Raw genomic sequence first — 12,991 nt, 5'->3', positions numbered from 1 at the left:
GATAGGAACCGGTTCGGTGAAGGAGAACAGAATGAGACGACAGATCCTGATGGCCTCGGCCGCTTTTGCGCTCGGTTTTACGAGCCCCGCCGTTGCCCAGGATATATCGCCCGCCGGTGCCGAAAGCCTCCAGCAGCGCCTGACGCACTATCTGCCGAAGGACGTCGTCGATGCCGGCCTCATCACGGTGAAGGCTGCCTCCTCTTTCTATGAACTGCGCTTCAACCCGACCGTTCTCGTGGACAGGGCGAAACAGGGCGCGGTTCAGGTCGAGGGCCTGAAGCCGATGACGGCCTATCTCAGGCCGCAGCCGGAGGGCACCTACCGCATCGAGGCGAATGACAGTTTCGATATCAAAGGCACGGTGCCCGGCCAGGGCTCGTTCACCTATCTCATCGACACGATGAAGATGGACGGGATCTACGACCCGGAAATCCTCTATTTCACCAAGGCGGATTGGTCGGCCAAGCGTATCGCCTTCTCCAGTACCTCGCAGCAGGAGAGCGTGACGGCGAGTTTCGGCGAATCGGTCATGCGCGTAACGGCCGAGAAGACGGCGCCCGATACGGTCGACATTTCGAGCACGGGCGTGATGAAGGCCTTTGCCGAGACGATCACCGGCGGTCCCTCCGGCCGCGTCGATATCGGCGCCGATACGCTCGACATCGATGTCAGCATGGACGGCGCGCGCTACAAGGTCTTTCAGGATCTTGTCTTCTTCGTGCTCGACAACATGCACAAGGACAAGCTCGAGTCGGCAGACGCGGCCCGGTTGAAAGACCTGCTGCGCGCCTCCTTGCCGGTCTTCGACAACCTGACCGAAACGATCAAGGCCTCGAACGTCACGGTCGGCACCGACAAGGGCATCTTCGGCGCCGACGCCGTCACCTACAATATCGACATGAACGGCATCGCCCATTCGACGCGTGTCGGTTTCGGTTTTGGCGTGGAACATCCCAAGCCGCCGGCCGGTATATTGCCGGCGGAATTTGCCGAGGCGTTGCCGGAAAAGGCGAATTTCAAGGCAGCCGTGACCAATCTCGACCTGGCCGGCGCCGTCACCTATCTCATCGATCATGCGGACTTCACCAAGCCGGAGCCGCTGACGGAAGAGCAGAACAAGGAGATCGGACGCATCATTCTGCCGAACGGCGCGATGACTGTCGAGTTCGAGGATGTTTCCGCCATCTCGCCGATCTATGACCTGCAGGTTTCCGGCAAGATGACGGTCTATCCCGACCAGCAGGACCGCCGCAGCGCCGATATCACGATCACCATGCGCGACTTCGACAAGACGATCACCTATCTGCAGCGAAATGCCGGGAAGGTGCCGCAGTTCGGCCAGGCCTCCTTCGGCCTCCTGATGATGAAGGGCCTTGCCCGCAAGGGCGGCGATAATGCGCAGATCTGGGACCTGACGGTCGGCGAGGACGGCAAGGTGTTGATCAACGGCCAGCCGCTGCCCTTCCAGCAGTGATATCTATGCGCGGCGCTTGGCGGTGAAACGCGACAGCGCCAGCATCAGGCCGCCGGCGAGCAGACCCCAGAAGGCGCCTGAAATGCCGGCGAAGGAGACGCCCGAGGCGGTGACGAGGAAGGTCACCGCGGCGGCCTCCCGTCCATCGACCTCCTTGAACGCGTTGAGGGCCGAATTGGCGAAGGCGCTGATCAGCGCAAGTCCGGCAACGGCCTGGATGAGAACGGGCGGCGCGAGGCTGACGAAGGCGGTGACCGCGCCTGCGGCAAGGCCGAAGATCACGTAGAAGACACCGGCATTGATTGCCGCCCAGTAGCGTTTCGCCGGATCGGGATGGGCGTCGCTTCCCGCGCACATGGCGGCGGTGATGGCGGCAAGGTTCACCGCATGGCCGCCGAAGGGGGCGGACAGCAGCGAGAAGAGGCCGGTGACCGCGAAGAGCGGGCCGGGGTTCGGCTCGTAGTGGTTGACTTTCAGCACCGCGATGCCCGGAATGTTCTGCGAGGCCATGGTGACGATGAACAGCGGCAGCGCGATGCTCACGAGGCCGGCAAAGGTGAGGGCGGGTGTGACGATTTCGGGTTTCGGCAACAGGGCTTCGGCTAGCCCGGCAAAGGCGCCGTCGGGAATATCGACGCCGAAAGCGAGCACGGCGACGAAGGCGGCAAGCGCCGCCGGCACGGCATAGAGCCTGTTGATGCTGCCGACGATGACCCAGGCCAGCACGATCGGTAGGCCGAGCCACGGATTGAAGGCAATGGCCTTCACCGGCGCGAAACAGAGGCCGATCAGCACGCCGGCCAGCATGGCATTGGCGAGCGCTGCGGGAATGGCGGCAACCATGCGGCCGAGCGGCTTCCAGAGACCCGCGATGACGATCAGCACCGCACAGACGATGAAGCCGCCGACAGCGGTGGCAAAACCGCCCTCGACGGCGCCGGAACTCGCCAGAAGCGCCGCGCCGGGCGTCGACCAGGCGATGGAGACCGGCAGGCGCGTCGCAATGCTGAGCACGATGGCGCAGACGCCCATCGATACCGAAAGCGCCATCAGCCCGGAGGCGGCCTGCGCCTCCGTGGCGCCGACGCCGGTGAGGCCGTGCAGCACGACGGCGAAGGAACTGGCAAAACCGACGAAAGCGGTGAGCAGGCCCATGAAAAGGGCTTGGGCGGAAAAATCACGAAGCATGGCAACATCGGTCATGGAAAGGAATGCGCAGTCGTAACAGGCGGCGAAGAGCTTGAAAACAGGGTTATGCCGCGATGGGGACGACGCTGGTCTGCGGCCCGAACTAGGACCTTGGTCTCGCTGGACCTCCCCTCGGAAACGGGGCTATAGTGGGCGTCGTTATATTTTGGCGTGACGATCGGTCGGAAGCTTTCGGGGAGGAGAGCGGATGTCATTGCGTGTCCACCACGCGGATCATGTGCACACCGTGGCAGGCCATGCGTCCGCCGCGGCAAGTTCGCCTGTCGCCGCTTCCTGGCGCCGTTGCCTTACCCTGCACGGCCTGTCGCCGGAGGAGGCCCGTGCCCCCTGGCGATTGACCGAGAGCGAATTCCGTCACGCCCGCACCCGCTCCAGCGTTCTCGTCGAGGAGGCCTCGGGTGAACTCGACCGGCTTTTTGCGACGGTCGGAAAGGCGGGCTGCTGCCTGCTCCTGACGGATGAGAACGGCATCGCGCTGGAACGGCGCGGGGCGGCCGGCGACGACCGGGAGTTTCGCGGCGTGGGTCTCTGGTCAGGTACGGTCTGGAGCGAGGCAAGCGTCGGCACCAACGGTATCGGAACGGCACTTGCCGACGAGCGGCCGGTCCTCATCCTGCGTGACCAGCATTTCCTGTCGCAGAACACCGGCCTTTCCTGCACCACTGCGACGATCCGCGACCATACCGGCCGCATTGCCGCCGCCATCGATATCTCCACCTGCCGCGACGATGCCAACGAGATGACCATGGCAATCCTTTCGCAGGCGATCCGCGATGCCGCTGCTCGCATCGAGGCCGGTCTCTTCCGCCGCGCTTTCTCCGCTGCCCGCATCCTGCTAGTGCCCGTCGACGGGCGGGCGGCGCCGGCATTGCTCGCCGTCGACCGCGACGATCTCGTGCTCGGCGCCACGCGCGCGGCGCGGCAAGTGCTCGGCCTCGACGACCGGCGCATCGCGACGGGCGTTGCCGCCTCCGACCTTCTGCACGAAGACCGTTCCGGGGACGGGCGCGACCTCGACGATGCGGAACGGGCGGCACTTCGCCGCGTCCTCACGCGCGCCGGCGGCAATATCAGCCAGGCCGCCGACCTGCTCGGCATCAGCCGCGCGACGCTCTATCGCAAGATGAAGAAGCTCGCTCTCAACTGATGTTGCGGCGCAGCACAGCCTGCGCCGCCGACCTGTCTCAAATCTGAAACAGTCGTCGCAACCATCGCCCGCGGGGCTCTACCGCAAACACCGAAAGCGCAGCACCATTCTCCTCGACGGCCCAACCGGGTCTCTTTGGGAGGAATTGACATGCTGCATCAGAAGATCGTCGAAAATCCGTACAAGGCGAAGTACGGCAACTTCATCGGTGGTGAATGGAAGGAGCCGGTCGCGGGCCGCTACTTCGATAACGTCACGCCGATCACTGGCGGCAAGCTCTGCGAAGTCGCCCGCTCCGACGCTGCCGATATCGAGCTCGCCCTCGACGCGGCCCACGCCGCCAAGGACAAGTGGGGCCGCACCTCGGCAACCGAGCGCTCCAATATCCTGATGAAGATCGCCCAGCGCATGGAGGACAATCTCGACCTCCTCGCCCGCGCCGAAACCTGGGACAACGGCAAGCCGCTGCGCGAAACGCTCGCCGCCGACATCCCGCTCGCCATCGACCATTTCCGCTACTTCGCCTCGTGCGTTCGCGCGCAGGAAGGCACGATCGGCGAGGTCGACCATGAGACCATCGCCTATCACTTCCACGAGCCGCTCGGCGTCGTCGGCCAGATCATTCCGTGGAACTTCCCGATCCTGATGGCCACCTGGAAGCTGGCACCGGCCCTTGCCGCCGGCAACTGCGTGGTGCTGAAGCCTGCCGAACAGACGCCGTCGTCGATCCTCGTCTGGGCCGAGCTCATCGGCGACCTGCTGCCGGCCGGCGTGCTCAACATCGTCAATGGCTTTGGTCTGGAAGCCGGCAAGCCGCTCGCCTCCAACCCGCGCATCGCCAAGATCGCCTTCACCGGCGAGACGACGACCGGCCGCCTGATCATGCAATATGCCAGCCAGAACCTCATTCCGGTCACACTGGAGCTGGGCGGCAAGTCGCCGAACATCTTCTTCTCCGACGTGATGAACGAGGACGACGACTATCTCGACAAGGCGCTCGAGGGGTTTGCGATGTTCGCGCTGAACCAGGGCGAGGTCTGCACGTGCCCGAGCCGCGCGCTGGTGCATGAGAAGATCTATGACCGCTTCATGGAAAAGGCGATCAAGCGCGTCGAAAAGATCGTGCAGGGCAACCCGCTCGACACCGCGACGATGATCGGGGCGCAGGCCTCCTCCGAGCAACTGGAAAAGATCCTGTCCTATATCGACATCGGCCGGCAGGAAGGTGCGGAAGTGCTGACCGGCGGCGGGCGCAACGATCTCGGCGGTGACCTTTCCGGCGGCTATTACGTCAAGCCGACCGTCTTCCGCGGCCATAACAAGATGCGCATCTTCCAGGAGGAAATCTTCGGACCGGTGGTTTCGGTCACGACCTTCAAGGACGATGCGGAAGCGCTCGCCATCGCCAACGACACGCTCTACGGCCTTGGCGCCGGCGTGTGGAGCCGCGAGGCGAACCGTTGCTACCACTTCGGCCGCGATATCCAGGCCGGCCGTGTGTGGACCAACTGCTACCATGCCTATCCGGCCCATGCTGCCTTCGGCGGCTACAAGCAGTCGGGTATCGGTCGCGAGACGCACAAGATGATGCTCGACCACTACCAGCAGACCAAGAACATGCTGGTCAGCTACTCTCCCAAGGCGCTCGGTTTCTTCTGAGCGACCGCCGCTTTCTCCCGCTCCCCCGTGGAGAAGGCGACCAAAGGGCAGAGGCTTCCATCATGGCTTCTGTCCGTTCCCTCTCCCCCTGCCCGGGGAGAGGGAAACCGCATTCAAGGAGAGCCGCGATGTCCGACGTCCTGACCGAGCCGCGCGTGGTGGCGACCGATGCCGCGCTTGCTCTCATCCGGGAGATCCAGGCGGATCACCCGGAAATCCTGTTCCACCAGTCGGGCGGGTGCTGCGACGGTTCCTCGCCCATGTGCTATCCGGCGGATGACTATATTGTCGGCGACCGGGATGTGAAGCTCGGCGAGATCGGCGGCGTGCCCGTCTATATCAGCGAGAGCCAGTTCGGTGTCTGGCAGCACACGCAGCTGATCATCGACGTGGTGCCCGGCCGCGGCGGCATGTTCTCGCTCGATAATGGTCGGGAGAAGCGTTTTCTCACCCGCTCCCGGATTTTTGGCGGCGGCGAGGCCTGTCCGCTGCCGCAACGTTGAGCCGGTGCGCGCATGAAAAAGCCCGCCATGCGAATGGCGGGCTTTTCTGTTCGGTTGGCGGCTGCCTCAGTTTACGGCGCAGGCCGGGTCGCGTTTTGCCCGGCGCTTGTCCGCGCAGCGGGGATCCTGCTCGCGGTCTTCGCGTCCGATGCGATCCGCCCGCGTGCCGCTGTCGTCGAGGCCGAGCCTGATATCGGCGTCCTGGCGTCTGTTGTCGCTGCGCTCGCGATCCCGGTCTCTTCTGCGCTCACGGCTCGAGCGATCGTCGCGATCCCGGCTCTGGTCCTGCCAGCCGGTGTCCGGGCGGCGTGATTGGCACTCGCCGCGACCGATCACATCAAAGCCGCTCGAGCGCGCCTCGCAGGCGTTTGCGAAGGTCTGGCGGTCGCGGCCGCGCGAGCCGCAGACCGGCGCGTATTCCCGTGTGCAGGCACGGCCTTCGTCCGGCCGCGGATCGGGCCGGCCGCCAAAGCGGCATTCGCCGCGGCTGACGATGCGATAACCGTTCGAACGTGCTTCACAGGCATTGGGGAAGGTCTGGATTTCGCCGCCGCGCGTGCCGCAGACGGGCATATATTCCATCGTGCAGGCCTGCGGACGGGGACGATAATCCGGCCGGCCTTCATCGACCTCGACCTGGCAGGCCGCAAGCGTGCCCGCAGCAAGAAGGATGGCGGCGCGTGCTGTCAGGCGGCTGAAGAAAGATAGTGATATCATAGGATTCCTCCTCGCGAATCTGGGTCGACCCTAACGCAAATTTGATCGGACCGATATCGGCCGTGAACAAAAAAGCAGGGCGGAGTTGCGCCAATAAAAAGCCTGCGCAACCGAAACGGGCGCGCAGGCTCAGGAACAGTGAAATTGCCGTCCGCTCAGTCGAAGAGGCTCGAAACCGACTCTTCGGCGCTCGTGCGGTTGATCGCTTCGCCGAGCAGGTTGGCCGTCGAGATGACGCGGATATTGTGCGCCGACTGGACAGCCGTGGTCGGCTGGATCGAGTCGGTGATCACAAGTTCCTTGAGCTTCGACGAGGTGACGCGGGCAACCGCGCCGCCGGAGAGAACGCCGTGCGTGATATAGGCGGTGACGCTGGTCGCGCCCTTGTTCAGAAGCGCCTCGGCCGCGTTGCAAAGCGTGCCGCCGGAATCGACGATATCGTCGATCAGCAGACAGTCCTTGCCGGTGACATCGCCGATGACGTTCATGACTTCGGATTCGCCGGCACGTTCGCGGCGCTTGTCGACGATTGCCAGCTGGCAATCGAGACGCTTGGCAAGCGCACGGGCGCGCACCACGCCGCCGACGTCGGGCGAGACGACCATGACGTTCTGGAGATTGTAGTTTTCCTTCACGTCGCGCGCCAGGATCGGCACGGCGTAGAGGTTGTCGGTCGGGATGTCGAAGAAGCCCTGGATCTGGCCGGCATGCAGATCGAGTGTCATTACACGATTGGCGCCAGCTTCGGTGATGAGGTTGGCAACGAGCTTGGCGGAAATCGGCGTACGCGGAGCGGATCTGCGGTCCTGGCGGGCATAGCCGAAATAGGGGATCACGGCGGTGATGCGGCGCGCCGAGGAGCGGCGCATGGCATCGATCATGATCAGCATTTCCATCAGGTGGTCGTTCGTCGGGAAGGAGGTCGACTGGACGATGAAGACGTCCTCGCCGCGCACGTTCTCCTGGATTTCAACGAAGATCTCCTGGTCTGCAAAGCGCCGGACCGTAGCACGGCCGAGCGGAACATTCAGATAGTTGCAGATCGCTTCGGCCAGAAGCCGGTTCGAATTGCCCGCGAAAACCTTCATCTATGGTCCGCCTGTTATTCTGCTGATGGGGGGGCGTTTAAGGGGCTAGACCCTCGAATGCAAGGCCCTTGCCACCTTCAGAAAGCGAATCTCCGCATTTCGCTGTGATTTAACGTTCTGTGGCTCTTAACCGGGCGCCGAACCACGCCAGTCTAGATATTCGCGGATGGTTTTCTGCGCGATGCCTTCCATCGTGCGGGCGGGAACCGCCGACCAGGGATCGGACGCCGTGCCCGGAACGGTCTCCTGCCCCTGGATGCGATGCAGTCGTGCCCCCTGGCCATCGAGCACGTCCCAGACATAGACGACGGTCGTCTTGCTGTTGTCGTTCACGGCCGAGAAGTAGCCTTTCAGAATGTACTTGCTGGAATTGTCCGACGCACTGCGGATCGTCAGGCCGTTGGAGCGCGCCTCCGCGCCGAGGCGCTTGGAAAGCGGCGTCACGGCTTCGACCGGCGCGCCGATGATCGGCAGGAAGCGAATCGTCTCGCTGGATTTTGCTGGCGAGGCGACGGCGACGTCTTCCGCGCCGCCGGAGGTTTCGGCGGCCAGCGAACGCTGGGCCGTTTCGCGGGCAAGCGCAGTGTCGGTCGTGGTTCTGCTGCCGGCATTGTTGCGCGCCAACGCATCGGCCTGGCCCTGCAGCGTGCCGGCTGTTTCCGCGCCTGTCGTGGTGCCTGTTTCGGCGGGGGTGGCGAAAGCGGTCTGTTGCGTTGTCGTGGTGACGGGCGTCGTCTGGGCACTCATCTGGTCGAGATCGCGCTGCGTGACGGGCGGCGAATTGAAACCGCCACCGACATCGACCTGCGGCGTCAGCGCATCCGTGCTGTTGCAGCCGGAAAGGGTCGCGATGAGGCCGATCACTGCCAGCCGCTTCATCAGCTCGTGCATCCTTGTCGTCCGTGTCCTTCGAAGGGCTTTTGCCCTTCCGTTCCCCGCAACGATTTATGGGTGGCCCTCAAAGCCCTGTCAATTACAGGATCTCGCGAGCCTGGGATTGCGCAATCAAACCTCGATGAAATCGAGCCCGTAACGGGAAAGCGGCTTTGGCGTGTCTGTCGTCGTGAGATAGGTCTGGCCAAGCGTCATGGCGGTGCCGCTGTCGGAATCGAGCAGGATCGTGTGCACGAAGACCGACATGTTCGGCTCTATCTCCTGTGGATTGCCGGAAAGGAACAGCTGGTGTTCCATCCAGGAGGGCGCGAAACGCGCGCCGACGGAATAGCCGCAGGAATTCAGCCGGTGACGGGCCAGGCCGCGTTCATCGAGGATGCGGGCATGGGTCTCGAAGACCGTGCCGAAAGTATTGCCGGGCCGCAGCACCATTTCCATCGCCTGGATGGTCTCGCGGCAGGCGCTGTACAGTTCGCGGTGGCGCGCGGTCGGCTGGCCGATGACGGCGGTGCGCATCATCGGCGCGTGGTAGCGCGCGCTGACGCCCGCCCACTGGAGGCTGAGCTGATCCTGCTCCTCCAGCCGGCGGCGGCCGGACTTCGAACGCACGAGCAAGGCATCGTCACCCGAGCCGATGACGAATTCGTTGGCCGCATAATCGCCGCCGCCCGACAGGACGGCGTTCTGCAGGGCGGCAAGGATCGCTGCCTCGTCGCCACCGGCCTTGATGAGCGGCAGCGCCGCATCCAGAGCCTCATCCGAAAGGGCGGCGGCGCGTTCGACATAGGCGATCTCGGCCGGGCTCTTGATGAGACGCAGGCGGCTGACGATCGTGGAGGCGTCGATGAGCTCGCCGAAACTCTGGAGCTGGTTGTCGAGGAGGCGCGCATTGCGGCCGGTCAGGCCATGCGTGTCATATTCGACGCCGATGCGGCAGCCGAGCAGATCGAGATCGGACAGGAGGTTCTTCAGGTCCATCGTCGGGTCGGCGTTGACGCGGTCGATCCAGACCTCGATCTTCTCGATGGTGGATGTGCGGCGTGCCTGGCGCAGGTCCGCGGAGCGTGTCAGCAGCACCATCTGGCCGTTCGCCTTGACGACGAGCGTCTGGAAGAAACAGTAGCCGAAGGTGTCATAGCCCGTCAGCCAGTAGGTGCTCTCCTGCGCGAAGAGCAGCATGGCGTCGAGCTTTTCCTCCCGCATCCGGGAGGTGAGGCGCTGGAGCCGGTTGGCGTATTCCTCGCTATCGAAGTGAAGTGCCATGGGTGTCTCCCTCGTCCTGTTTGTTTTGTGCGGGCGTCAGGCCCTAACCATGATCGCCGAGATCTGGCGGCCATAGTCCGGTTCCTGCCGGTGCGTGGTGCGCCGGTAGGAGAAGAAGCGATCCTCGTCGGGATAGGTGCAGATGTCGAGATTTTCCGCCGTCACGCCCGCATTGACGAGCCGCTGCGTCGTCAGGCCCGGCAGGTCGAACATCCCGTGTCCTTCCTTGCCAGAAGGTGTGAAATAGCGCTCATAGGCCTTGTCGACGGCGAGGAAGCGCTCGATGAATTCAGGGCCGACCTCGTAGTTCCGCCGGCTTATCGACGGGCCGAGACTGGCAAGGATGTTGCCGCGTGTCGCGCCGAGCGTTTCCATGGCAGCAATGGTGTTTTCCAGCACGCCATAGAGAGCGCCCTTCCAGCCGGCATGGGCGGCACCGACGACACGGGCCTCGGGGTCGCAAAAGAGGATCGGGCCGCAATCGGCCGCCAGCACGCCGAGCACGACACCGGGTGTGGCGCTGACCAGGGCATCGGCCTGCGGCCGTGCGCCATCGTAGGTTTCGTCGACGACGACGACATCGGGCGAATGGACCTGATGCACGGTCGCGAGCTTTTCCGGTTTTGCGGAGAACCAGCGGGCGACGCGGGCGCGATTCTCGTGAACGTTCTCGCGCTCGTCCTTCGAGCCCAGTCCGACATTGAGGCCCCGATAGATGCCGTCGGAAACGCCGCCGGAACGCGTGAAGAAGCCGTGCTGCGCAGCACGTCCGGCGCGGTCGGCCAGAAGCGGGCTTTCGATCGGGGAGGGGAGCGCTTGGTCCTTCATGATCTCTCGGCTGAGTTTTGGATGGTCGCCAGGCAGGAACGCGGCCGGGGATGCGGGGTGCAGATCGGGCCGGATGTTGTCCGGCCTTTTCCGGCCTGTCAATCCGGCTGGCGGAAAGGAAAGAGCGAGAGCGGCGCGCTGCCGACGGCCAGAACCTTGAAAAGATCGCCCATTTTTCCGGCACCGGAGCCGGCGAGCCGGTCGACATCGGCAAGGATGGATTGCTGCGTCTCAGCGTCGCGGTTGCGCCCGAGCGCGGAGGCGCGTTCGCCGATGCCCAGGCCGACGAGGAAGTCGCCCTGGTGCAACATGCCGTGCACATGAAGGCCGGCGCTTGCGGCGGCTCCCGCAAGGCGTTCGAAATCCACATGGCTCGTGAGATCGGCTTCGCCGGGATGGGCGAGCGGGGCGTCGAAATCGTGTTTCAGCACCGCTTGCAGCGTATCGCCGAAGCCGGTGACGAAGTGGCCGTAGTCGATGACGACGGCCGAGCCGCCGAAGCGGGCGATGCGCTCGCCGATCGTCGCCATGACGGCCTCGCGCGCCGGGGCGATCTCGAAGATCGTGCCGTGCGGCACGCTTTTGTGGTGATCCGGCAGCGCGGCGGGATCAAGGGTCGCGACGCCGGCGGCAAAGGTCAGTTCGTCCTCGGCATCGAGGCCGACCAGGCGTTCGCGGAAGCCGGCGGTGGTCTTGATGAACTGGCGGATCGGAATGGCGTCGAACAGTTCGTTGGCGGCGAGCAGCACGAAACCGTCAGGAAGCTCCTCGAAACTGTCGTGCCAGCTGGCGCGCGCGGCATGGGTGCCGAGCGTCTCATGCTGGATGGTGCGCAGTTTCGGGCTGGTCTCGATGAGGTGGAAGGTGGCGCTGTCATAGAGCTGCGGGGCCAGCCTGTGCACGACGCGCAGCATGTCGGCCATCATCGTGCCGCGACCGGGACCGATCTCGGCGATGCGCACGATTTCCGGCCCGCCATGTTTCTGCCAGGCATGGACGAGGAAAATGCCGAGCATTTCACCGAACAACTGGCTGACTTCCGGTGCCGTGATGAAATCGCCGGCGCGGCCGAAGGGATCGCGTGTGCGATAGTAGCCATGTTGCGGGTCCGCGAGGCAGAGCGCGAAATAGTCGGTGACGCTGATCGGGCCGTTGGTGCGGATCAGCGCCTTGATCTTGCGGGCAAGGGGTGTCGTCATGGCGGCGTCCGCTCAGGCGCTGGCCGGATGGGCCGCACGGGCGCGAAAAATCGCCCAGAGACCGACGGCGACCATCGGCAGCGAAAGCAGCATGCCCATAGTCAGCCAGCCGCCGAAGAGATAGCCGAGCTGCGGATCCGGTTCGCGGAAGAACTCGACGGTGATGCGTGACAGCGCATAGCCCGCGACGAAAAGTCCGGTGACGAGGCCGGGACGCTTCAGAGCGCCAAAACGGTAGATGGCGATGGCCAGAACCGCGAGCAGCAAGACGCCTTCGAGACCGGCTTCATAGAGCTGGCTCGGATGGCGTGCGAAGGGACCGGCTTCCGGGAAGATCACCGCCCAGGGCGCATCCGACAGGCGGCCCCAGAGCTCGCCGTTGACGAAATTGGCGACGCGGCCGAAGAACAGGCCGATCGGAACGACGGCGGCGACGATATCGAACAGGCTCCAGATCGGGATGCTGTTGCGCCGCGCAAACAGGATCATGGCGAGCGTGGTGCCGGCAAAGCCGCCGTGGAAGGACATGCCGCCGTTCCACACCTGGAGGGCGCGCAGCGGGTCGGCCGCGACATTGGGGAAATCGTAGAACAGGATATAGCCGATGCGGCCGCCGAGAATGATGCCGACGGCGGCCCAGACGAGGAAGTCGTCGAGCTGCACGCGTGTCGCGGGCGCTTCACCGGCCCACAGCCGCGGCGTCTCGACCAGCCGGCGGGCATAGAACCAGCCGAGCAGGATGCCGATGACATAGGCGATGCCGTACCAGTGCACGGCGATCGGGCCGATCGAAAAGGCGACCGGATCGATTTCCGGGTAGGGCATGATGGCGAAGAGGTTTGTAATATTCGTCAAGGCTTATGTCTTCCGGGTTTCGCGGGGAAGATGGCGACGTGGCATGGCAGGGTCAAGGCGATAAATCGTGATAGACGGACCTCAACCCGCCAGAACGGGCGGCGATCCACCGGAATCCGCTTGCAAGGCGGGCTTTCAGACCCTACCTCAGT

Annotated in this window: 12 protein-coding genes; 4 read left to right on the top strand and 8 right to left on the bottom strand. The window is 64.2% G+C overall.

What is annotated here, in order from left to right:
- Positions 1 to 31: 31 nt before the first annotated feature.
- Positions 32 to 1,477 (top strand): hypothetical protein, encoded by a 1,446-nt coding sequence (locus MUO32_RS14430; protein ID WP_257949010.1) that lies wholly within the window; start codon positions 32 to 34, stop codon positions 1,475 to 1,477.
- Positions 1,478 to 1,480: 3 nt separating this feature from the next.
- Here the strand turns inward: MUO32_RS14430 and MUO32_RS14425 are convergent, their stop codons facing one another.
- The gene (locus MUO32_RS14425) at positions 1,481 to 2,665 is read right to left on the bottom strand and encodes a benzoate/H(+) symporter BenE family transporter (protein ID WP_257949009.1); all 1,185 of its coding nucleotides are present in this window, start codon (positions 2,663 to 2,665) and stop codon (positions 1,481 to 1,483) included.
- Between the two features lie 208 nt (positions 2,666 to 2,873).
- Between MUO32_RS14425 and MUO32_RS14420 the strand changes: the two genes are divergently transcribed.
- The 3 genes from MUO32_RS14420 (at position 2,874) to MUO32_RS14410 (ending at position 5,995) form a co-directional block, all read left to right on the top strand.
- On the top strand, positions 2,874 to 3,833 hold the full coding sequence (locus tag MUO32_RS14420) for a helix-turn-helix domain-containing protein (RefSeq protein WP_257949008.1): 960 nt from the start codon (positions 2,874 to 2,876) through the stop codon (positions 3,831 to 3,833).
- 150 nt (positions 3,834 to 3,983) lie between these two features.
- On the top strand, positions 3,984 to 5,492 hold the full coding sequence (gene adh, locus MUO32_RS14415; RefSeq protein ID WP_257949007.1) for an aldehyde dehydrogenase: 1,509 nt from the start codon (positions 3,984 to 3,986) through the stop codon (positions 5,490 to 5,492).
- Between the two features lie 128 nt (positions 5,493 to 5,620).
- Positions 5,621 to 5,995, top strand: coding sequence for a DUF779 domain-containing protein (locus MUO32_RS14410; protein ID WP_257949006.1), 375 nt, complete (start codon positions 5,621 to 5,623; stop codon positions 5,993 to 5,995).
- 66 nt (positions 5,996 to 6,061) lie between these two features.
- Here MUO32_RS14410 and MUO32_RS14405 read toward each other — a convergent pair whose 3' ends face one another.
- The 7 genes from MUO32_RS14405 to lgt form a co-directional block, all read right to left on the bottom strand.
- A complete protein-coding gene (locus tag MUO32_RS14405; protein ID WP_257949005.1) occupies positions 6,062 to 6,712 on the bottom strand; it encodes a Kazal-type serine protease inhibitor domain-containing protein in 651 nt (216 codons plus the stop codon).
- Positions 6,713 to 6,867: 155 nt separating this feature from the next.
- Entirely contained in the window at positions 6,868 to 7,800 is a 933-nt protein-coding gene (locus MUO32_RS14400) for a ribose-phosphate pyrophosphokinase (RefSeq protein ID WP_257949004.1), read from the bottom strand.
- Between the two features lie 126 nt (positions 7,801 to 7,926).
- Complete coding sequence (locus MUO32_RS14395; protein WP_374708650.1) at positions 7,927 to 8,679, bottom strand: hypothetical protein; 753 nt, start codon at positions 8,677 to 8,679, stop codon at positions 7,927 to 7,929.
- Between the two features lie 126 nt (positions 8,680 to 8,805).
- The gene (locus tag MUO32_RS14390; RefSeq protein WP_257949002.1) at positions 8,806 to 9,957 is read right to left on the bottom strand and encodes a Xaa-Pro peptidase family protein; all 1,152 of its coding nucleotides are present in this window, start codon (positions 9,955 to 9,957) and stop codon (positions 8,806 to 8,808) included.
- Positions 9,958 to 9,993: 36 nt separating this feature from the next.
- Positions 9,994 to 10,785 (bottom strand): peptidoglycan editing factor PgeF, encoded by a 792-nt coding sequence (gene pgeF / locus MUO32_RS14385; protein WP_257949001.1) that lies wholly within the window; start codon positions 10,783 to 10,785, stop codon positions 9,994 to 9,996.
- A 98-nt stretch (positions 10,786 to 10,883) separates the two neighbouring features.
- Positions 10,884 to 11,984 (bottom strand): class I SAM-dependent methyltransferase, encoded by a 1,101-nt coding sequence (locus MUO32_RS14380; protein ID WP_257949000.1) that lies wholly within the window; start codon positions 11,982 to 11,984, stop codon positions 10,884 to 10,886.
- A 12-nt stretch (positions 11,985 to 11,996) separates the two neighbouring features.
- Positions 11,997 to 12,809, bottom strand: a complete 813-nt coding sequence (gene lgt / locus MUO32_RS14375) for a prolipoprotein diacylglyceryl transferase (protein WP_257949230.1) — start codon at positions 12,807 to 12,809, stop codon at positions 11,997 to 11,999.
- Positions 12,810 to 12,991 lie beyond the last annotated feature (182 nt).

Origin of the sequence: Shinella sp. CPCC 101442 (assembly GCF_024704725.1) — a bacterium.
GTDB lineage: Bacteria > Pseudomonadota > Alphaproteobacteria > Rhizobiales > Rhizobiaceae > Shinella.
This window is presented reverse-complemented; position numbering and strand designations above follow the sequence as displayed.